The following is a 24634-nucleotide window of genomic DNA, read 5'->3' on the forward strand; positions in this document are numbered from 1 at the left end:
ATGTTCGCGCTCTGCGATGTTAATAGCTTTTACGCCTCCTGCGAAACGGTCTTTCGTCCTGATTTATGTGGCCGACCAGTGGTGGTGTTATCAAACAATGATGGCTGCGTTATCGCGTGTAGCGTCGAGGCGAAACAGCTCGGTATCGCACCAGGTGAGCCATACTTCAAACAGAAAGAACGCTTCCGGCGATCCGGTGTTGTTTGCTTCAGCAGTAATTACGAGCTTTACGCTGATATGTCGAACCGGGTAATGACCACACTCGAGGAGATGGTGCCGCGGGTAGAAATTTACAGCATTGATGAGGCCTTTTGTGATCTGACGGGGGTACGAAACTGCCGGGATCTGACAGATTTCGGGCGCGAGATAAGAGCGACGGTCCTGAAGCGCACGCACCTGACTGTCGGTGTAGGCATTGCCCAGACGAAAACCCTTGCCAAGCTGGCTAACCATGCTGCGAAAAAGTGGCAGCGCCAGACCGACGGGGTGGTTGACTTGTCGAACATCGAGCGCCAGCGTCGGCTGCTGGCCCTGATACCCGTGGAGGATGTCTGGGGTGTCGGCAGGCGCATCAGTAAGAAGCTCAATGCCCTGGGCATCAAGACTGCTCTCGATCTCTCTGAACAAAGTACCTGGATCATCAGGAAACACTTCAATGTCGTGCTGGAGCGTACCGTGAGAGAGCTTCGCGGAGAGCCATGTCTGGAGCTCGAAGAGTTTGCGCCGGCAAAGCAGGAAATCGTTTGTAGTCGCTCTTTCGGCGAACGGGTCACAGACTATGAGGAAATGCGCCAGGCTGTTTACAGCTACGCTGCGCGCGCGGCAGAAAAACTCCGCGGCGAGCACCAGTACTGCCGTTTCATTTCAACATTCGTCAAAACATCACCCTTTGCCCTGAACGAGCCCTACTACGGTAACAGCGCCGCGGTGACGCTTCTCACCCCCACGCAGGATTCACGCGACATTATCAATGCGGCTGTGAAATGCCTGGATAAAATCTGGCGCGACGACCATCGCTACCAGAAAGCGGGGGTGATGCTGGGTGACTTCTTCAGTCAGGGCGTAGCGCAACTCAACCTTTTCGACGATAACGCGCCGCGCGCCGGTAGTGCGAAGTTGATGGAAGTACTGGACCATCTTAACGCAAAAGACGGGAAGGGGACGCTGTACTTCGCCGGGCAGGGGATGTCGCAACAGTGGGCTATGAAGCGAGAAATGCTTTCGCCTCGGTACACCACAAGATACTCTGATCTACTGCGTGTTAAGTAACTTGTGCGATCAATGCATGAGATAGTTGCCAAATCATCCCCGTTCTCTAACCGGTTTTGGTCACACAAGATCACAGGAACCTCTCACGATGAGGCGCATGTATCCTGGTTTACGACATCAGAAAATGTGGCGCGTTTATTGCCAGGTAGGCGTTGTGAGACGTCACTTATTTACGCCTGGTTTCAGCCGTAGCGCCGGGCATGGATAAAAAGAGTATGGCAATCAGCGTGATAATGCTAAAAAACAATTAATATTTTTTTAACAAAACTAAAGCTTGCTATGTTCAGTTAACCATGCGTTAATGGTTGTGCGGTTTGATACAAACTTATCTGAAGTAGTGATTGTAATATTTCTCATCATTTGTTCCTCTTGAGATCTCCTTTAGGTTTTTTTCTCTCTGATAATTTTCTTCAGGCCATTTCGCCCAAGGGCTCATTCAAAAGGTAACAATATTATGACGACGAAAATCACTGGCTTAGTAAAATGGTTTAACCCTGAAAAGGGCTTTGGTTTTATTACGCCTAAAGATGGCAGCAAAGATGTGTTTGTGCATTTTTCCGCCATTCAAAGTAATGAATTCCGCACTCTGAATGAAAATCAGGAAGTGGAGTTTTCAGTAGAGCAGGGACCAAAAGGTCCATCAGCGGTCAACGTTGTGGCGCTTTAAGGCAACTGATATTACTAATAAAATTCACTTCCGGTGTCCATGTTGCCATGGTTCACAATACAGAACATCGACATTCGATGTTACTGAGCAAAACCCGTTTGGCGCGAAATGTATTTTTTGTAAGTCAACCATGATCACTTTTGATAATGTTGGATTATACATTCGCTCAGGACAGGTTCCGCCAGATTTTAGAAAATAATTCATATTAGCTCCGTACAGGAGCTTTTTTATGCCCGGATGATTATCATCTATAGACGCTGACATCCATCATCTATAGTGGCTTACCTTTCCCCAAAGGTGTTATTTCTCTTGCAGACAGCGCCTGAAAAAAGCGATGTTGTCTTCATCTATCCGATGAAACCAGGTCAACCTGTCTTTGTGCCGTTATCCGTTATTTAATTCTTGCCCTATAATAACAAGCCCGCGCTAAGCACGGGCTTGAATAACATAAAGCGTCTTAGAACTGGTAGACCAGACCAACACCTACGATATCATCGGTTGCAATACCGTTGTTTGTGTAGAAGTCATCATCCTCGTCCAGCAGGTTGATTTTATAATCAACGTAGGTGGACATATTTTTGTTGAAGTAGTAAGTCATACCGACGTCAACATATTTAACCAGATCTTTGTCGGTGTAACGCCAGTTGCCACGATGGACTTCCTGACCGCCTAAATCTTTGCCCTTAGACTGCAAGTAGGCGATGGACGGACGCAGACCGAAATCGAACTGGTACTGCGCAACCACTTCAAAGTTCTGGGTTTTGTTAGCGATACCGCCATTACCTTCGCCATTGCCGCCGCCATAATAGGTCATGTTGCGGGTTTCAGAGTACATGGCCGCCAGGTAAACATTGTAGGCGTCATATTTGGCACCTACGGTCCAGGCTTCAGCGGTTTCACCGCCGGCATAGTTGTTGCGCTCGTTCATGCCGTCGCCATAACCACGAGCAACCTGATTGTCCGTACGGTCAGAGGAAGAGTAGGCCGCACCCAAGCTTAACCCGAAGTCAAAGTCGTAGGAGGCAGACATACCGAAACCGTCGCCGTTTTCACGGGCCAGTTTGCGAGAACCATTCTCTGCATCGCTGCCGTTGGCTGTTCCTTCGCCTGCGCCAGGATCTTCGTTATTACCCTGGTACTGCAACGCGAAGTTCAGACCGTCCACCAGACCGAAGAAGTCGGTATTACGGTAGGTGGCAACGCCGTTGGTTCTGCCCAGCATATAGACATCGGTCTGGGTGTAAGAGTCGCCGCCGAATTCCGGCAGCACATCGGTCCAGGCTTCAACGTCGTAGATAACGCCATAGTTACGGCCATAATCGAAAGAGCCGTACTCGCCGAATTTCAGACCGGCAAAGCCCAGACGAGTCCAGGAGTTTGCACCTTCGCCTTCAGAGGTGTCCGCCTGAATGTTGTATTCCCACTGACCATAGCCGGTCAGCATATCGTTAATCTGCGTTTCGCCTTTAAAACCAAAACGCGCGTAGGTCTGATCGCCGTCGCTGCCTGCGTCGTCAGAGAAGTAACGCAGACCATCAACTTTGCCGTACAGGTCGAGTTTGTTGCCATTTTTATTATAAACTTCAGCCGCATTTGCTGCGCCTGCCACTAATAACGCCGGGACAAGCAGTGCCAGAACTTTTCTGTTCATTATGTATTCCCTTATGATAATAATTTATATGAATATGTAGCCACTTCAACAAAACTACAAATTGATACTATTCTATGAAGTTCATGGAATTTAAAAAATAACATGTAACAAAGGTATTTAAAATATTTCAATTTGTTTCTGTTTGATTTTTTATAATACATGCTATATAAGTAATTAAGAATATATATTCTATAATTATCATTTTTTATCAATGGGTTATGTGTTTTGGTTTGATGGCTGTTGGCGTGAATATAATTTGTTTTTTATATGTATTTGATGCTTTGATTATGAAAAAGCATAAAAAAAAACCGGCATAAATGCCGGTAATGTGGGTAATGATAAAATAAATGATAAAAGGCTAATAACCGAATCATTCTGACACTTAATGCTAATAAAATAAAACGCTATCGCGGTGCGTAAAAATAAGTTGTTCTGGTTATGGGTTATTCTGCATCAGAGTGCGATTCAATCACCATTCCCTTATTTAACAGCAGGTTCAGCGCCAGACGCAACATTAACTGAGAATAAACTATTTGTGGAATGAATAACCAGAACAGGTGGATAAGGTATTCCATGGTCGAAATGTGACTAATATCACATTATAATGTAATTAATGTCATATGACTTACATCACAAAAGCGGAGTAAAGTTTGAGTACCAGGGAGGACAACGCCACCCGTAGCATGGGCGGTAAATTAGCGTTATGGGTTTTTTATACCTTTTGTGGCTACTTCATCTGGGCGATGGCGCGTTGCGTGTGGCTGATGTCCGCCATACAAACCGAGCCGGTTCTCGGCCCAATCAGCACTCCTGGCAGCGCAACGGAAAAATGGCTTAACGCGCTTTCGCTGGGCGTCGTCTGGCTTATTCTGGGGTGTATTGCCTGGTACACCCGGCCTCGCAAAAACAGGGCTTATCCCGCCGACACCAAGCCAGAAACGCGCAAGCACGCAGGGATGTAAAGTGGTGGCGGATATGTCAGGATAGCGAACCCTGTGCTCAGGCATGTAATAAAAATGGTCTGCTATAAAGAGAGGGCGTATGGACTCAGGATACTGGCAATCGCAGTTTGAAGACTGGCTACGTCACCACCACCAGGAACAGGATGCCGCCCATGACATCTTCCATTTTCGTCGTGTTTGGGCAACCGCGCAAACGCTGGGGGAAAACGTTCCTGTCGACTGGCTGGTGGTGCTATCGGCATGTTATTTCCATGACATCGTCAGCCTGGCGAAAAATCATCCGCAGCGGCATCGTTCTTCCATTCTGGCGGCGGCAGAAACCCGACGTATTTTTCTGCGGGATTTTCCTGACTTTCCGGCAGAAAAACTGGCGGGCATTTGTCATGCTATCGAAGCGCATAGCTTCAGCGCAAAAATTGCGCCTACCACGCCAGAGGCAAAAATCGTGCAGGATGCAGACAGGCTGGAGGCGTTGGGCGCCATTGGTCTGGCGCGGGTCTTCGCGGTCTCCGGCGCGCTGGGCGTCGCGCTGTTTGATGCCGACGATCCCTTTGCCGACAGACGGCCTCTTAACGATAAGCAATTCGCGCTCGACCATTTTCAAACCAAACTGCTGAAACTGCCGCTGACGATGCAGACCGAACGGGGCAAGTACCTGGCGCAGCGTAATGCGGATTTTCTGGTGTCGTACATGGCGAAACTGAGCGCTGAGCTGAAAGGCGACTATGAAACACGGGATGAGGCGGTCATCCAGATGTTTGCTACGCATCAGTAACCCCTGTCGCTGAAACGTAAACCGCGTCATTTTATGTTAGTCTGTCGGCAATTATTTTTGGCCGGTTAAATGTATGCAGGAAAATATTTCAGTAACACACGCCCGGAACCTCATCGCCGACGACGCCGGAAGCGAGATCCAGGCGATGCTGAGTCAATTGCTGGAAATCTATGATGTTAAAACGCTGGTGGCGCACCTTAACGGCCTGGGCGAACAGCACTGGAGCCCGGCCATCTTAAAGCGCGTAATGATGAACGCGGCATGGCATCGTTTGAGCGACAATGAACTCACCTGTCTTAAAACAGAGTTGCCGACGCCGCCAGCGCATCATCCGCATTACGCCTTTCGTTTTATCGATCTTTTCGCGGGCATCGGCGGTATTCGCCGCGGATTTGAAGCGATAGGCGGACAGTGCGTGTTTACCAGCGAATGGAATAAGCACGCGGTACGGACATATAAAGCGAACTATTTTTGCGATCCGCTGCAACATCGCTTTAATGAAGATATCCGCGATATCACATTGAGCCACCGGGAAGGGGTCAGCGATGATGAGGCGGCGGAACACATTCGCCAGCATATTCCGCAACATGATGTCCTGCTGGCGGGCTTTCCCTGCCAGCCATTTTCTCTGGCGGGCGTTTCCAAGAAAAATGCGCTGGGCCGCGCCCACGGCTTTGCCTGCGAGACTCAGGGGACATTATTTTTTGATGTCGTAAGAATTATCGACGCTCGCCGCCCCGCGCTGTTTGTGCTGGAAAACGTGAAAAACCTTAAAAGTCACGACCAGGGCAACACCTTCCGCATTATTATGCAAACGCTCGATGAACTGGGATATGACGTGGCGGATGCCGCTGACAATGGCCCGGACGATCCGAAAATTATCGACGGGCAGCACTTTCTTCCTCAGCATCGGGAACGTATTGTGTTAGTGGGATTCCGTCGCGATTTAAACCTGAAAACCGATTTTACGTTACGCAATATCGCCCGCTGTTATCCACCGCGCCGTCCGACGCTGGCAGAACTGCTGGAGCCCGTCGTCGAAGCCAAATATATCCTGACGCCGGTGCTGTGGAAATATTTATATCGCTACGCGAAAAAGCACCAGGCGCGGGGAAACGGTTTTGGCTATGGCATGGTTTATCCTGACAATCCGGAAAGTGTGGCGCGCACGTTATCTGCTCGCTACTACAAAGATGGTGCCGAAATTCTGATCGATCGTGGTTGGGATATGGCGAAAGGCGAAGTGAATTTCGACGATGCTGGCAACCAACAACATCGTCCCCGCCGACTCACGCCGAGAGAGTGCGCGCGTTTAATGGGATTTGAGGCGCCGCAAACGTACCAGTTCAGGATACCTGTCTCGGATACGCAGGCCTATCGCCAGTTTGGCAACTCCGTGGTGGTGCCGGTATTTGCTGCGGTAGCAAAGCTGTTGGAACCCAAAATTCACCAGGCGGTGACGTTGCGTCAGAGAGAGACGGTAGATGGCGGACGTTCACGATAAAGCCACGCGCAGTAAAAATATGCGCGCGATAGCGACCCGCGATACGGCGATTGAAAAACGTCTTGCTGGCCTGTTAAGCGCGCAGGGGATTACGTTTCATACTCAGGACGCGACATTACCGGGCAAGCCGGACTTTGTGGTGAATGATTATGATTGTGTGATTTTTACTCACGGCTGCTTTTGGCATCATCACCACTGTTATCTGTTCAAAGTGCCGGCCACGCGAACGGCTTTCTGGCTGGAAAAAATCGGTAAGAACGTTGAGCGCGATGAGCGCGATATTCAGCGTTTACAGGCGCTTGGCTGGCGGGTACTGATCGTCTGGGAGTGCGCCTTGCGCGGGCGAGCGAAATTGAGCGACGCGGCGTTGGCGGAGCGCCTGGAAGAGTGGATCTGCGGCGGCGGCGCCAGCGCGCAGATCGACACCCAGGGGATTCATCTACTGGCGTGAATCTTCCGTTTTACACGGCGTGACCACCGCCTTGACAGGAAACAGGTACTTACCCAGAGTCACCAGCACTACGGCAAACACAATCACACCCAGCGCGGCCCATTCAACGGGCGATAACCTCTCACCGCCCAGGCCAGTGCCAAGCAACACGGCGACAACCGGATTCACATAGGCGTAGCTGGTCGCCAGTGCCGGACTGACGTTGCGAATCAGGTACATATAGGCATTAATGGCGATAATAGAACCGAACAACGCCAGGTAGCCGACGGCCATAAACCCCGATAAACCAGGCAGCGTGGCGAGCTTTTCGCCGGAAAGAAACGCCGCGCAAAGCAATACCACGCCCGCCGCCAGCATTTCAATCGCGCCCGCCATCATGCCCACAGGGAGGGCGATGCGCGAGCCGTAAACGGAACCAAATGCCCAGCTCATCGAACCTATCAGGATCAAAATCGCGCCCCACGGATTGCCGCTTAAGTTGCCGCCGCTGTTCAGCAGAATAATCCCGGCAAGTCCAATGGCAATCCCCACCCATTCTAATTTGCGCGTTTTAATACCAAAAAAGTAGCTAAAGCACAGCGTAAATAGCGGGACAGTGGCGACCACGACGGCAGCAATGCCCGATGGCACGTTTTGATGCTCCGCCACCGTCACCAGACCGTTACCCACCGCCAGCAGCAGTAGGCCAATCAGCGCGGCGTTGATGGTCTGGCGCAGCGGCGGAAGTTTTTCGCCGCGCAACAGCAAAAACGCCATGAGCAACATCCCCGCCGAGAGAAAACGTACGCCTGCCATCATTAGCGGCGGCCAGCTTTCAACGCCTATGCGGATAACAAAATAGGTAGACCCCCAAATGATGTACAAGGCAAAAAGCGCGCCAAAAAGAGGTAATAACTGCCGGAAACGCATAATCACTCACGGTGAAATAAAAAGGGTGAATATAGTAAACGTCAAAATTATTATGCTGGCGAGCATTATAATTGTCCTTTTGGAATAAAAAGGCGTTGACCCGCGCCGCCGGTTTCGGCATTGCGCATTTTGCTACATACTTAACGTCTTAGAAGAAAAGACCGAGGAAATCATTTTGGCAGGAAGTAGCTTACTGACATTACTCGACGATATCGCCACGCTGCTGGACGATATTTCGGTAATGGGCAAATTGGCCGCGAAAAAAACCGCGGGCGTACTGGGGGATGACCTGTCGCTCAATGCGCAGCAGGTGACCGGCGTTCGCGCTAATCGCGAGCTGCCGGTGGTATGGAGCGTGGCGAAAGGATCATTAATCAACAAGGTTATTCTGGTGCCGTTGGCGCTGTTGATAAGCGCATTTATCCCGTGGGCCATTACGCCTTTATTAATGTTAGGCGGCGCGTTTCTCTGCTTTGAAGGGGTAGAAAAAGTCCTGCATACCTTTGAGGCGCGAAAACACAAAGAAGACCCGGCGGAGCGGCAAAAACGTCTTGAGGCGCTGGCTGCGCAAAACCCTTTGGCCTTTGAAAAAGATAAAGTAAAAGGGGCGGTCCGTACCGATTTCATTCTGTCCGCTGAAATTGTGGCCATTACCCTGGGGATTGTCGCGCAGGCGCCGCTGCTTAATCAGGTGTTGGTACTGGCGGGGATTGCGTTGGTTGTGACCATTGGCGTGTATGGCCTGGTGGGTATTATTGTCAAACTGGATGATATGGGGTACTGGCTGGCGGAAAAGCGTAGCGTGCTGGCGCAGGGCGTCGGTAAAGGATTACTGATTATCGCGCCCTGGTTAATGAAAGCATTATCCATTGTCGGTACGCTGGCGATGTTTCTGGTTGGCGGCGGAATTGTCGTACACGGTATTGCGCCGCTACACCATGCCATTGAACATTTTGCGCAGCAGCAGGGGGCTTTCATGGCGCATACGATCCCTGCGGGGCTGAATCTGGTGCTCGGCTTTATTATCGGCGCCATTGTGGTGGCGCTGGTGAAAGGTGTGGCGAAAATTCGCGGTGTTTCGCACTGATTTTCTACAATGAATTATGCAAAATTGTCCATCCTCGTCTAAGGTGAAAGCGTTTCATCTGATACAGGAGGCAGGTATGGTCTTTTCTGTCAGTGAGGAAGTTACCGTGAAAGAGGGTGGGCCCCGGATGATCGTCACCGGTTATTCCAGCGGAATGGTAGAGTGTCGCTGGTATGATGGTTTTGGCGTAAAGCGGGAGGCATTCCATGAGAATGAGCTCGTGCCAGGCAAGGAAAGGCGCGTGCGGGACGAAGCCCGATGACAAAACGCCCGGTTAATGCCGGGCGTTTTGCTGTGGAGAAAAAGAGTCGTCGCGCTGCGACATGCTGCTACCTGGTTATGCCAGGATTGAGTGGTATCCCTTGATGAGGTCTGGCTACCGTAAGCCATCAGGGGGAGTTGTATCAATAACCAGGAGTTACCAGGGTGCCGCACGAAACACTGTTAGACAATCAAGGCTGGTTTAAAAAGCTGGCGCGGCGTTTTGGTCCCGGTCATGTCGTCAACACCTGTTTTCTGATCGTGATGCTGTTCTCGACGCTACTTACCTGGCGGGAAGTGATGATACTGAAAGACGCGTATGTCGCCAGTCAGCGCAATCATCTGGGGAGCGTCGCGAATGTCCTTGACCGCCAACTGCAATTCAACATGGACAGGTTGATCTTTTTACGCAACGGTATGCATGAAGCACTGGTGGCGCCGCTGGCTTTTTCCGCATTGCAAAGCGCGGTGACGCAGTTTGAGCAACGACGCGTCAGACATTTCTGGCAACTGGAGCTGGATAAGCGGCGGACATTGCCGTTATATGGCGTTTCCGATCAATTTGTCGCCCGGACGACGCTTCTTTCGCGGGAGAGTCGTGACCTGGCAAATGAATTAACCGCCACTCTGGAGTTAGGGTATCTGGCGCGTCTGGCTCGCTCATCCGCCATGCTGACGCTGGAGACGATGTATGTTTCTCGCTCAGGGTTTTACCTCTCAACTCTCCCTACGGCGTACGGTAGCGATATTGTCTCCCGTTACTATCAGTACGTGACCCAGCCCTGGTTTATCGAGCAAAGCCAACGGCGTAACCCACAGCGCGGCGTGCGGTGGTTTACCTCCGCACAGCCCTATGTTGCTGACGAGCAGAAAAAAGTGACAGCCAGTCTACCGCTGGATCACGATAATTACTGGTATGGCGTACTGGCAATGGATATTCCCGTCGCGTCATTACAGCGGTTCCTGCGCGATGCGGCCGAAAAGGATATTGAAGGGGAATATCAGCTATACGATAACCATCTCCGTTTGTTGACGGACTCCGCGCCGGAACAACAAACCGCGAATACGTTAAATGACCGTGAGCGCGCCTTACTGGCGCGTGAAATAGAAAAAGATACCCTGGGCGGGCTGCGTTTAGGAACGCATTATGTAAGCTGGGAGCGGCTGGATCATTTTGATGGCGTCCTGCTGCGCGTGCATACATTACGTGAAGGCATACAAGGGAATTTTGGCAGTATTAGTATCGCGCTGACGCTGTTATGGGTGCTTTTTACGGCGATGCTGTTGATCTCCTGGGGCGTTATTCGACATATGGTCAAAAACATGTTTGTTCTGCAAAATTCGCTGCAATGGCAGGCATGGCACGATCCGCTGACCCGGCTATATAACCGTGGCGCGCTGTTTGAAAAAGCGTCCAGGCTGGCAAAGCGCTACCGGGAAGCCCGCCAGCCATTTTCTGTGATACAGCTGGATTTAGATTATTTTAAAAGCGTTAACGATCGCTTTGGTCATCAGGCAGGCGATCGCGTGTTGTCCCATGCCGCTGGGCTCATTGGCAGCACCATTCGAGCGCACGACATCGCCGGACGGGTAGGGGGCGAAGAGTTTTGTATCGTGCTGCCCGGCGCGACGAAAGCGCAGGCGCTGCAGATTGCCGAACGCATACGCCAGCGCATTAATGACAAAGAAATTCTGGTGACGAAAAGCACGACGCTTCGTATCAGCGCGTCAATGGGGATCAGTAGCGCGGAGGAATACGGCGACTATGATTTTGAGCAGTTGCAGTCGCTGGCCGACAAACGGCTTTATTACGCCAAACAGTCCGGACGTAACCGTATTTGCGCCAGCGACGCGACTCAGGAGCGGGAAAAGAAATAGTCCATTCCTTCGCGCCAGCCATCCGGCCCTTCGTTCTGGCTACGGTAGACGCGCTGAGGATCGTCGTTACGCAAATGTACGCCCTCCCGGTTTAGCCCTTTAACGACAACCGCATAATCCATTACATCCAGTAAGGGCGCATCATTGGGGCCGTCTCCCAGTCCCAACGTCAGAGGACGCGCGCGCCACTGCCGACGATATGCTTCAATCAGCCAGTTGGCAGCCTGATCTTTACCGGCGGAGGCGTCCAGCACATGCCAGAAACGGGCGCCATGGACAAATTGCAGTCCCAGGTCATTTAAACGGGCGACAAACTGCGCCATGCGTTCATCGCTATCGCGCCAGATCAGCGACACCGACGCTTCATGCAGACGGGTTAGGGCAGACTGTGCCCGGTTTAGGCCCGTCCATTCGCTTATCACCTGATCGTCAACGTCATCAAACGTGGTGAACTTAAACTGTTCCTTTTCACGCAACTTATGCAGGACGAGGCGGATTTCGTTGTGAGAAATACCGGCTATCAGACGGGGATAGTTGGGATGGTCTTCCCAATGAACGTCCAGTTGGATCACTGCGCCGTTTTCCGCAATCAGCGGCAGTCCCTGTAGATTTAACGTCGTCTGGAGCTGGAGCATTTCAGCCGCGGTTTTACTGCTACAGAGGATCACGGGCACGCCGCTTTCATGCAGGCGTGTAAGCCAGGGGGCCGCGGGCTGCCACTCAAACGTGTGGCTGTTCAGCAATGTGCCGTCCAGATCGGTAAAAATCAGCAAGGGGTCATGGATTGAGAGCATTTTTTCCTCATTTTCCGTTGCAACGGCGGGCTTATTTCCAGGAAAAGTCCTAAAGCACACCCGAAAGAAGTCGAACGCTAACTGGAACCGATCCCGTCGCTTCCAGGCAGCACATGCGTTGTCACACTTTTGCTACCGAACTATTAGCGCGCTTAATCATTCATGTAAAAAATATTTACTTGTCATGCAAAAAAATTGCAGATAAGGTAAATCTCACATCAGATTTCCTGGTGTAACGAATTTTCAAGTGCTTCTTGCATAAGCAAGTTTGATCCCGACCCGTAGGGCCGGGATTTTTTTCGGCCATTTTTAACGGTTTACTTCTGTTACACTAAAATCATGAATATCCAGCTCGAATGCTTCAGCTAATTCATGCCATGTATGATATTCCCGTCCGTCTACGCTCACCCGCTCAGGATCTTCCTGGCTACGGTGAACCTCGCTTTCGCTGATTTCATTGATGGCCGCCAGTAGCGCATCTACATCGACGCTCACTTCTCGCTTGGCCGTATCACTGTACTCTTTTGCCGTTTTCATCTTCACTACCTCACGGGTTCATGACAGCCTAAGTATAGACCGTTGAGAAAACCAGCAAACACGCCGGCAAGGCGCTGTCAGACGCAGAAAATTGTTCTACACTGGCACAAAGCGACAGGAGGAAAATGATGAAGGTGAATGATCGGGTAACCGTTAAAACGGACGGCGGTCCCCGCCGACCGGGCGTGGTACTGGCAGTGGAAGAATTTAGTGAAGGCACAATGTACCTGGTTTCGCTGGAGGATTACCCGCTCGGCATCTGGTTCTTCAATGAGTCAGGTCACCAGGATGGTATTTTTGTCGAGAAGGCGGAGCAGGACTAATTGAGCCGGACTGGAGGTACATTGCCAGTCCGGATGTCTCAGCGCATGTTAACAAAAATGCCGTTAGTGACGTTATCTGTCAGCCGCACTACGTGATAGATCACTTGTTTATTATGCGTTTTTATCTTTCTTTTTATATTCCCCTTATGGGAGGATACTGTTTTTGCTTTAATATTCATTCTGTCAGAAATCTGAATGGTTCCCTGACCTTCCATCCACATTCGCAACATGCTGGATTCAGTTCGACTTAACGACAATGTTGGTAAATTTATGGTTCCTGAAATACCCGACTCTTTTTTCAGAATATCGCCAAGAATGGTATCCAGCGAGTCAGGTTTAATCGATTTCGAGCTAATCAATAAGTTTTTTCTTACTAATAAATATTCATCAAAATGCACATTAGCAATTGCCATAAAAACAATAAATAACGTGTCAGGATGTTGATTAATGATTTGCTTTATTTGTTGACTGTCTGAAGGCGTATGAATAAAACAGTCCTCATTAATAAACACCACCGAAGGCTGATGCGCGCCACAAGCGATAGCGAGTTCGTCAACGGTTTCGATGTCGTTGATTTCCCTTTTTTTCACCCCTCTGCTGACCAGATACCCGCTTAACCCTAGCCGGGTGTAACTGCATAAATCCATAATAATCGTTGACATGGCATACCCTCACTCAATGCGTAACGATAATTCCCCTTACCTGAATAACTCACCATAATCAGACGGAACACGAATAGTCACCTTAGACAACGCTTACGCGGTTTTTCAGGCGAACTTACTATCCCGTAAAGTTACATATAATTTGCCAGGAATCATCTTAAAGTAAAGTGAATGTTGCGTTATGTGAGTGAAGTAAAAACAAATAAGGGGCAGCGGATATATCCTGGTGAATGTTTTTTAAAATTTATTTTCGGATAAACCTTAGTAAAACAGGATAAAAATTATGGATTATTATTTATCGGCATCTCGCTAACAATATCAGCAAGCAAATTGAAAATTTCGCTGAATAAATGTTCGCAAAACGGCGCAATTAATGGCATTAGCGCGGCCATCAGCATAATGCCGACGGTGAGGGTAAGCGGAAAACCGATAACAAATATCGAGAGCTGTGGCGCCATGCGGTTTAATAGCCCCAGCGCCAGGTTGAGCGTAAGCAGGAGGGTAATGACCGGCAATGCCAGCATCAGTCCGTTTAAGAAAATGAGCCCACCGGCCCTGGCGAGCGCCATAAATGCATTACTGTTCACCGGGTTACTACCGATGGGCAGAGTATGGAAGGTATCGACCAGCAGCGAAATAAGCCACAAATGGCCATTAAAGGTGAGAAACAGTAGCATGGCGAGCATATCCATAATACGCGCCAGAACCGGCATATTCAGGTGGCTGCCCGGGTCGACGAAGGTGGCAAAGGAAAGCCCCATTTGCAGACCGATAAACTCGCCTGCGGTACGCACCGCCGCAAAGGCGAATTGCATGGTAAATCCCAGCGCAATACCGATCAGAATTTGTTGCATCGCCAGCCATAAGGCGGCAATAGAAAAAAGCGGCGTATCGTTTGCCGGTAGCGACGGCGCGATAACGAGGGTAATCATTATTCCCAACCCCAGTTTTACCCGCTTGGGAATAGCGCGCTCGCTGAGAATGGGCGCCGTTGAAATCAGCGCCAGTACGCGCAGCAAAGGCCAGAAATAGAGATGCAGCCAGTATAGCCATTGCTCGCTTGTAACCTGTATCATCGTTCTGTTTATCCGATGATATAAGGTAAATTGCTGAACAGAGTGCGTACGTAGTCCAGCAGCAGGTTGAGCATCCACGGGCCGGCAACGATAATTGCGATGAATACCGCGACGATTTTAGGGATAAACGACAGCGTCATTTCATTAATCTGAGTCGCGGCCTGCAAGATGCTGATAATGAGGCCGGTAATCAGCGCGACGAGTAACAGCGGCGCAGCCAGGGCGAGAGCAACTTTCATCGCCTCGGTCCCCATCATCATGACGGATTCAGGAGTCATTTTGCGCCTCTAACTGTAAAAGCTTTGGGCCAGCGACCCCACAAGCAATTGCCAACCATCGACCAGCACAAACAGCATCAGCTTAAACGGCAGGGCGATTGTCGCTGGCGGCACCATCATCATCCCTAACGCCATCAATACGCTGGCGATCACCAGGTCGATAATCAAAAAAGGGATGAAAATCGTAAAACCGATCTGAAATGCCGTCTTTAATTCGCTGGTGACATAAGCGGGCAGGAGGATACGCATCGGTACTGCTTCCGGTCCCTGTAACGGACCGCTATTGGCCAGACGGGCAAACAGCGCCAGATCGGCTTCGCGGGTTTGGCGCAGCATGAACGCGCGTAACGGTTGCGCGCCTTTATCCAGCGCTTCCTGCATAGAAATTTTCTGCTCGCTAAACGGCTGGTAAGCATCCACGTAAATCTTGTCAATGACGGGCGACATAATAAAAAAGGTCAAAAACAACGCCAGCCCGAGTAACACCTGATTTGGCGGTGCCGAGGGCGTGCCCAGCGCGTTACGCAACAGGCCAAAAACAATGATGATACGCGTGAAGCTCGTCATCATCAGTAAAATCGCCGGCAGAAACGTCAGCGAGGTGATGAAAACCAGCGTCTGGACGGATAATGACCAGCTTTGGCCTCCGCCCGCTAATGGTTGGCTGATAAGCCCCGGCAGTTGCGCAGCAGCGGCGGGACTAAAAAGCCACAGACCCGCCAGAGAAAGGAATAACAAACGGCGCATCAGGATCTCCCGGAACGCTTGAGTAAGCTCTTCATCATGTTCTGGAAATCCGCCGGTGGGGCAACGGGTGCTTCCGTGTCATTCTCCGCGGGCGGCAGGGTGTGCAGCAGGTTGATCTGCGAGGCGGTCACGCCCAGTACCAGGCGCGCATTTTCGACCTCGACAATCACCACGCGTTCGCGCGGGCCAAGCGAGGCGCTGGCTGACACCTTCAGTCCCCGGACGCTATTTCCTTTTGGCGCGAATCCCATACGCTTAATCACCCAGGCCGCCGCCAGAATGAGCGCAATAATGCCAATTAATGCGCCGCTCACCTGCATGAGCGGCGATCCGGCTGGCGCGGTGGGCTGAGAAACCGTGGCTTCTGTCTTCATCATTAACGACTCAAACGACGCATACGCTCGGATGGCGTAATAATATCGGTGATACGTACGCCGTATTTATCCGCCACGACGACCACTTCACCCTGGGCAATCAGGTAGCCATTAATCAGGATATCCAGCGGCTCGCCCGCCAGCCCGTCCAGCGCGACGACCGACCCCTGCGTCAGACGCAGCAGTTCTTTAATGGTCATTCGCGTGCGGCCCAGCTCTACGGTCAGTTTGACCGGGATATCCATAATCAGATCGATATCCTGCATAGCACCGCTGACATCGCCGCCGCCAAGCTGTTGGAAAACCGCGTCGGCGGCGCTTTTAGTGGTGGTCGCTTTTTGCTCGTTTAACGCGTCAGCCCACAGATCATCCAATGCGCCAGTATTCTCATCGGACGGATTATTCATGTCACTCATTTGGGCTGTTCCTCATTCAGCGAATTCAAAATTGGGTTGATCAAATGTTCTACGCGTAGCGCATACTGTCCGTTTACGGTGCCATATTGGCTGGTGAGTACCGGAACGCCGTCCACATGAGCAATAATGCGGTCGGGTTTTTCAATCGGCAGTACATCGCCGGGTTTCAGCTTCAAAATCTGGGAAAGACGTAACGGAATATCGGCAAAATTGGCCACCAGCTCCAGTTCAGAGTGCTGAACCTGGCGTACCAGGTTATCACGCCAGTTCTGATCTTCATGGCGCGAGTTTTCCAGCGGCGGATTCACCAACAGCTCACGCAGCGGCTCGATCATGCTAAATGGCAGACAGATGTTAAATTCACCGGTCAGATTGCCGATCTCCACATGAAACGGCGTATTGACGACGATATCGTTCGGCGAGGTGGTGATATTGGTAAATTTCACCTGCATTTCGGAACGCACATACTCCACTTCCAGCGGATTAATGGCTTTCCATGCGTCGCTATAGCCTTCCAGCGCCAGTTTCAGCATACGGTTGATGACACGCTGTTCCGTATGGGTAAACTCGCGGCCCTCGACTTTGGTCGGAAAACGGCCGTCGCCGCCGAACAGGTTATCGACGGCAATAAACACCAGACTCGGCGAGAACACCACCAGCCCGGTGCCGCGTAGCGGCTTCAGGTGGATCAGGTTCAGGTTGGTCGGTACCGGCAGGTTACGCGCAAATTCGTGATACGGCTGAATACGTATGGCACCCACGGTAATATCCGGGCTGCGGCGCAGCAGGTTAAATAATCCCATCCGGAACTGGCGTGCGAAACGCTCGTTAATAATCTCCAGCGCCTGCAAGCGTTCACGCACGACGCGACGCTGGGTATTGGGATCGTAAGGGCGAATATCGCTATCGCTTGCGATACCGGGAGTGGGTTCGTCTTTGGTGTCGCTGTCGCCGTTCAACAGCGCGTCGATTTCAGCCTGAGAAAGAATACTATCGCCCATATCGTTACCGCAGAATAAAAGCTGTATAAAGCACGTCAGTGACGACCTGTTTTGGTTGTCCGGCAACGAGCGGCGCGGCCAGCGTCTCTTTAATGGCGGCAATCAGTTTTTGTTTGCCAGCTTCTGTTGAGAGCTCGGCGGCATTCTGACGGGAAAACAACAACAGCAGACGGCTGCGCACTTCCGGCAGATATTCATTTAATCGCGCGCGCGTCGCTTCGTCTTTCAGACGCAGGGTCACGCCGATATACAACACGCGATCCGCATCGCCCAGATTGACGGTAAACGTATCCAGCGCAAAAAATACCGGCGCGGGCGGCGGAGCCGGTTCCGCTTTAGCGTTCGTGGTCGGTTGCTGCTGCATACGCCAGTAGCTATAACCGGCGGTCGCGCAGGCGGCGAGGGTAATCAACACCAGCAAAGGTATCCAAATCGAGCGTTTGCTCTTTTTGTTAATCGCGGAGTCAGTCATCTGATACGGGCTTCCTGTTTCGGTACTGCTTATTGGCTGATTATCCCGTGTCCTGTCCACGACAAAGCGTGGAAAAGACGCGGATAATCATGCTACCTCTGGCGTTAGGCGAAGATATCCACTGCGCCATTGCCGCGCGCGGCGGCCTGAAGCGAGGCCGGCGCCGCTAACGCTATGTCATCTTCAGCGCCAAACGCGTCCGTGTGTTGGGCGCGGGAAGACTGTTGTTGCGACGAAGACTGCTGCTGTCCGGCAAAGCTTTCGCTACTGATACTGCTTTGTCCCAACTGAATGCCGCTTTCCGCCAACTGAGTGCGCAACATGGGTAGAGCGGCTTCCAGCGCGGCGCGGACATGGCTGTGCGGCGATACCATCTGGAGTTGCGCCTGATTGTCATCCAGCTTGAGCGAAATATGCACCTGACCTAACTCTTCCGGATGCAATCGAAGCTGCGCGCTTTGCTGTCCCTGACGCGTAAATAACATGACCTGCTGACTGAACGTTTGCTGCCATTCATGGCTGCCTAACGGCGCGCTGAGTACCGGGGCTGAGGCGACAGGTAGCGGTTGCGGTTGCGCCGTGGCGCTGCTGAGCGTCGGCATTGCCGCGCCATGCGTTACTGGCGCGGGCGGGCTATCCACCTCCACTTTCGCGCTGGTCGCGGCGGCAGCGACCACCAGCGGCGTCAGTGATGGCCCCGTGGCGCGATCGTCGCTGGCGCGCGCAAGCGACGCCTCGGTTTTCCCTTTTTCATGCTCGCTAAAAGAGAGCGTATGTGTCTCTTCCTGCGGCGCCGATGGCATGTCGCCGCGCAACAGTGACGGCAAGGCGATGTGATTTTCAGCCGGCGTTTCTCCGGCGACAGGCGTCGCGACAGGTTGTCCGGGCAGCATGGCGAATAAGGCGCTCAGACTGGCAAGATCCTCATCGCTCAGCGCGGGCGTTTTCTCATCATGCTGCGCCGTCTTACTCAGTGCGGCCAGAGCGCTGGTTTTCAACGATGGCGTTAGCGTAGACAGTAGATGCTGCGCTTGTGTCAGATCGGTAAGCGTTTCATCCGTCGCATTCGCTTTTTGCGCCAGCAGGTCGGCAAGCTTCACCGCCTGGCCCGGCTCGCCATGTTGGGTCAGTAGCTCTTTCGATAACTTGCCGCCTGCCGCCTGTAAATCGGCCAGCGTGATGCGGGCGTCTTTGCCCTGTGCGCCGTCTGCGCCTAACGCGCCCGCCAGGAGCGCCAGAAAGTCCTCGGCTGAACCGGTGGTTTTTCCTGACGTCAGACCCGCGGTCATGTCGGTATCGGTGGTGATCAGTTGGGGCAGGGTGATCATTCGGGTTTCCTCATTGCTGCACGCTGAGCAAATTCATCCATCTTTTTCTGATCCATGCGGTTTTCAGCTAACAGCGCTGCCGCGGTTTGTCGGTCCTGTAAGGTTTGCCAGGCCTGAAGTCGCTGCTTTTTCTCACGCCAGCTCTTCAGCGCCAGGTCGACTTTTTGCGTCCACTGCGTAAGCTGGAGGCGATGCTGCTCTATCGCCTTTTCCAGTGTCTGAATAAACTGCTGATAGTTGATCCAGCGATTACTGGCGATGCCGTTGCCCATATCGGTGTTCAAATTACTGCGATACTCATTCTGATAATCGATCAGCATTTTGAGCTGTTCTTCCGCCTGTTGGCAGCCGCGACGCATTTCGCCCAGTAAACGCGCCGCGTCATCTACCTCTTTTTCGGCCAGATCTTTGAGTGTTTCCAGAGCGCCATGTTGTGCCATGATCGTCGCCCTCCTGCTTTATCACACCGTCGGGAAAATTAAATCGAGCGCCTGCAGAGAGTCCTCCCAGTCGGCCCGTTCAAAAATGCCTTGCTGTAAAAACGCTTCCAGTTGCGGCCATAAGGTAATGGCTTTATCAAGCATCGGATCGCTGCCTTTGGCATAAGCGCCGACGCTGACCAGATCGCGGTTACGCTGGAAACTGGAAAGCAACTGTTTAAATAGCCGTACCCGCGCATAGTGCTGCTCGGTAATGAGCGCGGTCATCGCCCGGCTGATTGACGCCTCGATATCAATGGCCGGATAGTGCCCGGCCTCCGCCAGACGGCGGGACAAGACAATGTGCCCGTCGAGGATTGCGCGTGCCGAGTCGGCAATGGGATCTTGTTGGTCGTCCCCCTCGGTCAACACGGTATAAAACGCGGTGATAGAGCCGCCGCCATGGATGCCATTACCGGCACGCTCGACCAGCGCCGGTAGCTTTGCGAACACCGAGGGCGGATAACCTTTGGTGGCTGGCGGTTCGCCGATTGCCAGCGCAATTTCACGCTGTGCCATCGCATAGCGCGTCAGCGAATCCATAATCAGCAACACATGCTGTCCGCGATCGCGAAAGTCTTCGGCGATGCGGGTGGCATAGGCGGCGCCCTGCATTCGCAGCAGCGGCGAAACATCAGCCGGGGCGGCAATCACCACCGAACGCGCGCGACCGTCGGGGCCGAGAATATTTTCGATAAAATCTTTAACTTCGCGGCCACGTTCGCCGATAAGTCCCACGACAATCACGTCCGCCCGCGTGTAGCGCGCCATCATGCCAAGCAGAACCGACTTACCGACGCCGGAACCGGCAAAGAGTCCCATACGCTGACCGCGCCCTACGGTTAACAACGCGTTGATAGCGCGTACGCCGGTATCCAGCACATGTTCGATTGGCGTTCGCTGTAGCGGGTTAAACGGCGGCGTGATTAACGCGCCGGTTTCCAGCGTATCCGGCGCAGGCAGTCCGTCGAGCGGTTTACCGCCGCCATCCAGCACCCGACCAAGCAGGGCCGGGCCTAGCGGTAGCTGTTTGCCGCTTTGCAGACCGTCGCCATGCCCGTTACGGGCGTAAACGCGGGCACCGGGCAGAATGCCTTCGACCTCTTCCAGCGGCATTAAAAACAGACGCTGGCCGTTAAAACCGACGACTTCTGATTCCACCTCTTTGGTTTCAGGGCCGTCCTGGCGCTCAATAATGCAGGTGGCGCCCAGCGGAAGCTGGAGACCGGTGGCCTCCAGTACCAGGCCAGTGGCGCGGGTTAAACGTCCATAACGACGCACCGCCGGCAATAACGCCATTTTTGCTTCAAAGTTGTCGAGCGCAGTAAGCCAGCGGGTCAGGCGCGTGGTCATCAGAGCACTCCCGGCGCCGCCAGGCGACACAACTCTTGCCAGCGAGTGGCGACGCTGGCGTCCAGATCGCCCTCATCGGCAGAGACTTTACACCCGCCGTGATGCAACGTTGGATCGCCGCGCAACCGCCATCCGTGAAGACTGAGCGTGGCGCCCAGCATCTCTTCCACCCGCTGTAAGTCGTCCGGATGCACGCGCAACTGCGGCTTGCCGCTAAAGAGCGGCTCTTGCTGCAACAGTTGTTGGATCTGTTTAATCAGCGCCGAGTTGTCCACCGCCGGCGTTTGGCCGATGACCTGACGCGCAGCCTCCAGGGCCATTTGCATCAGCCGTGAGGCGATAACGCTATCGAGCGCGTCAAGCGTGTTCTGAAACTCGCTCACTAACTGCTGCATACGGGCATGAATCGGCGCCTGCTGCGTCTGCGCCTGGGCTTGTCCTTGCTCCAGCCCCTGTGCTAACCCTTCCTGGTATCCCTGCGCGTGTCCTTTTTGCCGTCCCTCCGCCAGCCCGGCGTTATAACCTTGTTCATGGGCCTGTATTTTTAGCTGCGCCAGCTCCTGCTCCAGCTGCTGTTCGGCAGTGAGTTCGGGCTCCGGCGTATCGTCTGTCAAGGTCACGTTATCAGCCTCAACCGGCACAAACGTCTCCGGCGGCGGGGCGAGATCGTCGGGGGTCCAGACTTGCCACGGCAGTTCATTAGACATAGGTATCCTCGCCGCTGCCAATCACCATTTCGCCGGTTTCCGCAAGACGACGCACAATAAGCAGAATCGCTTTCTGCTCGTTTTCCACCTGAGACAGACGAACCGGGCCACGGTTGGCAAGGTCGTCGCGCAGGATATCGGCGGCGCGCTGGGACATATTGCGCAGGAACTTCTCGCGTAATGGCGGTTCGGCGCCTTTCAGAGCGATCAGCAGCGATTCGGAATCCACTTCCTGCAACAGACGCTGGATACTGCGATCGTCCACATCCACCAGATTTTCGAACAGGAACATCTCGTCGATGATTTTCTGCGCCAGTTCGCCGTCGAATTCGCGCACAGCGGTAATAACCGCTTCTTCCTGCTGCGTTTTCATCAGGTTGATAATTTCCGCCGCGGTTCTTACGCCGCCCATTTTACTGCGTTTCAGGTTCTGACCGTCGAGCAGGCCATTCAGCACTTCGGTCAATTCCGCCAGCGCCGCCGGCTGTACGCCGCCAAATGTCGCGATACGCAGCATCACATCATGACGCAGTCGTTCGTCAAACAGCGCCAGAATATCGGCGGCCTGACTGCGTTTAAGGTGGACCAGAATGGTGGCGATAATCTGCGGGTGTTCGTCGCGAATCAGGTCGGCGGCGCTCTGCGGTTCCATAAAGTTGAGCGTTTCGATACCGCTGGTGGTATCGCGCGTTTCCAGAATATCTTCCAGCAGGCTGGAGGCGCGTTCTTCGCCCAGCGCTTTAACCAGTACGGAGCGCAGGTATTCGTTGGCGTTGATATTCAGCGCGGCGAACTGCTCCGCTTCTTGCTCAAACTCTGATAGTACGTCCGTCAGTTGTTTGTTGGAGATCTGACGCACGTTAGCCATCGCCGTACTTAACGCCTGTACTTCGCGGGTTGAGAGGTGTTTAAACACCTCTGCCGCCCGGTCTTCGCCAATGGTCATCAACAAAATGACGCTTTTATCGGTACCGCTAAGATTACTCATGATCGTTACTCATCCACTGGCGAATGACCAGCGCCACCACGCGCGGATCGTTGTCTGACATTTCGCGAATACGCTGGCTCATCACCTCAGCGCCCAGACGCTGGTTAGCCCGGCGTTGCTGGAGCTGCTCGTCTTTGCTAAGGCGTACTTCCACGGCTTCTTCGGTTTCCTGGCGAACCTGCGCCTGTTCCTGCGCCGCTTTCGCTTCTTCAACGCGGCGCGTCAACTGCGGACGTACCGCTTTGCGCCACAGAATCCAGGCCACCACCAGCACCAGTAACCAGCGACCTGCCGCGAGCAACTGATCGATAAAGGACTGCTGTTGCCAGAAGGGCAGTTCGCCGCCGGTGTTATCCACTGCGCTAAACGGTGAATTCACCACATTTAGCGTATCGCCGCGTTTATCAGAAAAACCCATCGCTTCACGGGTTAAATCCTCGATCTGTTTCATCTGATCGGCGGTCAATGGCAGCGGTTTGCCATCCGCCAGCGTTTTGTAATTCACCACGACGGCCACGGAGAGACGCTCAATATCGCCCACATTCATTTTGGTGTGACGAATGGTGCGGTCCACTTCGTAGTTACTGGTTTCATTACGCTGTGTACTGCGCGGGCCAGCACTGTTACTGTTGGTACTGGTGCTGGTTTGTGGCGTATTCTGCGCGTTTTGTTGATTGGTCGGCGGCGTGGCGATCGGCGCCTCGTTAGGCGGCGCTGGTTGGTTCGACAGCGCGCCAGGCACGCCGCCGGGATAGCCCGCGCCTACCTGTTCGCTAATATTCAACTGACGTGAACGCAGGGTGGCCTTCGACGCATCGCCGTTCGGGCTGTAGTGCTCTTCCGTCTGCTCTTTATTGGCAAAATCCAACTGGGCGGTTACCTGAGCGTGAACATTACCGTTCCCGACGATAGGCGACAGAATGGCTTCGATACGGCGTTGGATGCGGCTTTCCACATCATTAGCAAATTTTAATTGCGCGTCATTAAGGTCGCGACCGCTGGTATTGGATTGCGTGAGCAGATGACCGGATTGATCGACCAGAGTGACGTTTCCTGGCGGCAAACCGGCGACAGCGCTGGAAACCAGATGTACCACGGCGCTAATTTGTCCTTCATCCAGCGCCCGTCCCGGTTCCAGTGTGACGGTGACGGAGGCGGAAGGGGATTTTTGTTCCCGCACAAATAGCGACGGCTTTGGCATCGCCAGGTGAACGCGGGCGCTTTTTACCGGCCCCAGCGTCTCGATCGTCCGGGCCAGTTCACCTTCCAGCGCGCGCTGATAATTCACCTGCTCGCTGAACTGGCTGATACCGAATTTTTCCTGATCAAGCAGTTCAAAGCCTACCGCGCCGCCTTTAGGCAGCCCCTGCTGCGCCAGACGCAGACGCAGTTCATGCACTTTGTCGGCGGGCACTTCAATCGCGCCGCTGCCATTGGCAAAGCGATAGGGGATATTCATCTGGGTCAACTGCGCGACGATCGCGCCGCCGTCCTGATCGGAAAGGTTGCTAAATAGCGTGCGGTAATCGGGCGTTTTGGCCCACAGCACCATCGCAACGACGATCGCCACGGCAGCGGAACCCGCCACAATTAACGGAATTCGGGGATTCGCGCGTAGGCGATTAAGCCACTCGAGAGGTTTAGGTTGGGTTGCAGTCGATGCAGTCGCACTCATCTCGCACCTC

At 53.0% G+C, this 24634-nt stretch carries 29 protein-coding genes; 11 read left to right on the forward strand and 18 right to left on the reverse strand.

Features of this window, described 5'->3' with window-relative positions; genetic code table 11:
* The 3 genes from HV477_RS11340 to HV477_RS11350 all read left to right on the forward strand — a co-directional run bounded on the left by HV477_RS11340 (position 1) and on the right by HV477_RS11350 (position 2135).
* On the forward strand, positions 1-1269 hold the full coding sequence (locus HV477_RS11340) for a Y-family DNA polymerase (RefSeq protein ID WP_079899366.1): 1269 nt from the start codon (positions 1-3) through the stop codon (positions 1267-1269).
* Between the two features lie 454 nt (positions 1270-1723).
* Positions 1724-1936, forward strand: coding sequence for a cold shock domain-containing protein (locus tag HV477_RS11345; RefSeq protein ID WP_000208509.1), 213 nt, complete (start codon positions 1724-1726; stop codon positions 1934-1936).
* 10 nt (positions 1937-1946) lie between these two features.
* Positions 1947-2135 (forward strand): hypothetical protein, encoded by a 189-nt coding sequence (locus HV477_RS11350; protein WP_024131109.1) that lies wholly within the window; start codon positions 1947-1949, stop codon positions 2133-2135.
* Between the two features lie 258 nt (positions 2136-2393).
* On the opposite strand, the gene ompS1 is transcribed toward HV477_RS11350, so the two are convergent.
* Positions 2394-3587: a porin OmpS1 gene (gene ompS1, locus HV477_RS11355; protein WP_079899367.1), complete on the reverse strand. Its 1194-nt coding sequence runs from the start codon at positions 3585-3587 to the stop codon at positions 2394-2396.
* Positions 3588-4237: 650 nt separating this feature from the next.
* Here ompS1 and drpB point away from each other — a divergent pair.
* The 4 genes from drpB to HV477_RS11375 all read left to right on the forward strand — a co-directional run bounded on the left by drpB (position 4238) and on the right by HV477_RS11375 (position 7279).
* Positions 4238-4549 carry a cell division protein DrpB gene (gene drpB, locus HV477_RS11360; RefSeq protein ID WP_023227458.1) on the forward strand — a complete coding sequence of 104 codons (312 nt, stop codon included), beginning with the start codon at positions 4238-4240 and terminating at the stop codon, positions 4547-4549.
* 79 nt (positions 4550-4628) lie between these two features.
* A complete protein-coding gene (locus tag HV477_RS11365; protein WP_023243859.1) occupies positions 4629-5324 on the forward strand; it encodes a phosphohydrolase in 696 nt (231 codons plus the stop codon).
* Positions 5325-5397: 73 nt separating this feature from the next.
* Positions 5398-6828 (forward strand): DNA cytosine methyltransferase, encoded by a 1431-nt coding sequence (locus HV477_RS11370; protein WP_001157308.1) that lies wholly within the window; start codon positions 5398-5400, stop codon positions 6826-6828.
* Positions 6809-7279, forward strand: coding sequence for a very short patch repair endonuclease (locus HV477_RS11375; protein ID WP_000785978.1), 471 nt, complete (start codon positions 6809-6811; stop codon positions 7277-7279). Before HV477_RS11370 ends, HV477_RS11375 begins: the two co-directional genes overlap by 20 nt.
* Here HV477_RS11375 and yedA read toward each other — a convergent pair.
* Complete coding sequence (gene yedA, locus HV477_RS11380; protein ID WP_001212264.1) at positions 7268-8188, reverse strand: drug/metabolite exporter YedA; 921 nt, start codon at positions 8186-8188, stop codon at positions 7268-7270. The genes HV477_RS11375 and yedA overlap by 12 nt on opposite strands.
* Positions 8189-8357: 169 nt before the next feature.
* On the opposite strand from yedA, the gene HV477_RS11385 reads away from it, so the two are divergent.
* The 3 genes from HV477_RS11385 (at position 8358) to dgcQ (ending at position 11414) form a co-directional block, all read left to right on the forward strand.
* Positions 8358-9275, forward strand: a complete 918-nt coding sequence (locus HV477_RS11385; RefSeq protein WP_085983315.1) for a DUF808 domain-containing protein — start codon at positions 8358-8360, stop codon at positions 9273-9275.
* A 76-nt stretch (positions 9276-9351) separates the two neighbouring features.
* Positions 9352-9537 (forward strand): YodC family protein, encoded by a 186-nt coding sequence (locus HV477_RS11390; RefSeq protein ID WP_000232161.1) that lies wholly within the window; start codon positions 9352-9354, stop codon positions 9535-9537.
* A gap of 164 nt (positions 9538-9701) precedes the next feature.
* Positions 9702-11414: a cellulose biosynthesis regulator diguanylate cyclase DgcQ gene (dgcQ, locus tag HV477_RS11395; RefSeq protein ID WP_001119828.1), complete on the forward strand. Its 1713-nt coding sequence runs from the start codon at positions 9702-9704 to the stop codon at positions 11412-11414.
* Here the strand turns inward: dgcQ and HV477_RS11400 are convergent.
* Both HV477_RS11400 and yodD read right to left on the reverse strand, forming a co-directional pair.
* Positions 11393-12208, reverse strand: a complete 816-nt coding sequence (locus tag HV477_RS11400) for a mannosyl-3-phosphoglycerate phosphatase-related protein (protein WP_000948794.1) — start codon at positions 12206-12208, stop codon at positions 11393-11395. The genes dgcQ and HV477_RS11400 overlap by 22 nt on opposite strands.
* Positions 12209-12517: 309 nt before the next feature.
* On the reverse strand, positions 12518-12745 hold the full coding sequence (gene yodD, locus HV477_RS11405; protein WP_000844798.1) for a YodD family peroxide/acid resistance protein: 228 nt from the start codon (positions 12743-12745) through the stop codon (positions 12518-12520).
* 128 nt (positions 12746-12873) lie between these two features.
* Between yodD and dsrB the strand changes: the two genes are divergently transcribed.
* Positions 12874-13068 carry a protein DsrB gene (gene dsrB / locus HV477_RS11410; RefSeq protein WP_000867218.1) on the forward strand — a complete coding sequence of 65 codons (195 nt, stop codon included), beginning with the start codon at positions 12874-12876 and terminating at the stop codon, positions 13066-13068.
* Positions 13069-13106: 38 nt separating this feature from the next.
* On the opposite strand, the gene rcsA is transcribed toward dsrB, so the two are convergent.
* From rcsA to fliF, 14 genes are all read right to left on the reverse strand, one after another.
* Complete coding sequence (gene rcsA / locus HV477_RS11415) at positions 13107-13730, reverse strand: transcriptional regulator RcsA (protein WP_000103971.1); 624 nt, start codon at positions 13728-13730, stop codon at positions 13107-13109.
* Positions 13731-14011: 281 nt separating this feature from the next.
* Positions 14012-14806: a flagellar biosynthetic protein FliR gene (fliR, locus tag HV477_RS11420; protein WP_000616953.1), complete on the reverse strand. Its 795-nt coding sequence runs from the start codon at positions 14804-14806 to the stop codon at positions 14012-14014.
* Between the two features lie 8 nt (positions 14807-14814).
* Positions 14815-15084, reverse strand: a complete 270-nt coding sequence (gene fliQ / locus HV477_RS11425; protein WP_000187355.1) for a flagellar biosynthesis protein FliQ — start codon at positions 15082-15084, stop codon at positions 14815-14817.
* 9 nt (positions 15085-15093) lie between these two features.
* A complete protein-coding gene (gene fliP / locus HV477_RS11430) occupies positions 15094-15831 on the reverse strand; it encodes a flagellar type III secretion system pore protein FliP (RefSeq protein ID WP_001253411.1) in 738 nt (245 codons plus the stop codon).
* Positions 15831-16208 carry a flagellar biosynthetic protein FliO gene (gene fliO, locus HV477_RS11435; protein ID WP_000978276.1) on the reverse strand — a complete coding sequence of 126 codons (378 nt, stop codon included), beginning with the start codon at positions 16206-16208 and terminating at the stop codon, positions 15831-15833. Before fliO ends, fliP begins: the two co-directional genes overlap by 1 nt.
* Positions 16208-16621, reverse strand: coding sequence for a flagellar motor switch protein FliN (fliN, locus tag HV477_RS11440; protein WP_001282115.1), 414 nt, complete (start codon positions 16619-16621; stop codon positions 16208-16210). Before fliN ends, fliO begins: the two co-directional genes overlap by 1 nt.
* Positions 16618-17622 carry a flagellar motor switch protein FliM gene (fliM, locus tag HV477_RS11445; protein WP_000502811.1) on the reverse strand — a complete coding sequence of 335 codons (1005 nt, stop codon included), beginning with the start codon at positions 17620-17622 and terminating at the stop codon, positions 16618-16620. Before fliM ends, fliN begins: the two co-directional genes overlap by 4 nt.
* A 4-nt stretch (positions 17623-17626) precedes the next feature.
* Positions 17627-18094 (reverse strand): flagellar basal body-associated protein FliL, encoded by a 468-nt coding sequence (gene fliL / locus HV477_RS11450; protein WP_000132169.1) that lies wholly within the window; start codon positions 18092-18094, stop codon positions 17627-17629.
* Between the two features lie 104 nt (positions 18095-18198).
* Positions 18199-19422 (reverse strand): flagellar hook length control protein FliK, encoded by a 1224-nt coding sequence (gene fliK, locus HV477_RS11455; protein ID WP_000631673.1) that lies wholly within the window; start codon positions 19420-19422, stop codon positions 18199-18201.
* On the reverse strand, positions 19419-19862 hold the full coding sequence (fliJ, locus tag HV477_RS11460; RefSeq protein ID WP_000046981.1) for a flagellar export protein FliJ: 444 nt from the start codon (positions 19860-19862) through the stop codon (positions 19419-19421). Before fliJ ends, fliK begins: the two co-directional genes overlap by 4 nt.
* 21 nt (positions 19863-19883) lie before the next feature.
* Positions 19884-21254, reverse strand: a complete 1371-nt coding sequence (gene fliI / locus HV477_RS11465; RefSeq protein WP_000213257.1) for a flagellar protein export ATPase FliI — start codon at positions 21252-21254, stop codon at positions 19884-19886.
* A complete protein-coding gene (gene fliH, locus HV477_RS11470; protein WP_000064158.1) occupies positions 21254-21961 on the reverse strand; it encodes a flagellar assembly protein FliH in 708 nt (235 codons plus the stop codon). Before fliH ends, fliI begins: the two co-directional genes overlap by 1 nt.
* Positions 21954-22949: a flagellar motor switch protein FliG gene (fliG, locus tag HV477_RS11475; protein ID WP_000067735.1), complete on the reverse strand. Its 996-nt coding sequence runs from the start codon at positions 22947-22949 to the stop codon at positions 21954-21956. The genes fliH and fliG overlap by 8 nt, the downstream gene beginning before the upstream one ends.
* Positions 22942-24624, reverse strand: coding sequence for a flagellar basal-body MS-ring/collar protein FliF (gene fliF, locus HV477_RS11480; RefSeq protein WP_001276834.1), 1683 nt, complete (start codon positions 24622-24624; stop codon positions 22942-22944). Before fliF ends, fliG begins: the two co-directional genes overlap by 8 nt.
* Positions 24625-24634: the final 10 nt, after the last annotated feature.

The sequence above is a fragment of the Salmonella sp. SG203 genome (assembly GCF_013350575.1).
GTDB classification, from domain to species: Bacteria; Pseudomonadota; Gammaproteobacteria; order Enterobacterales; family Enterobacteriaceae; genus Salmonella; species Salmonella enterica.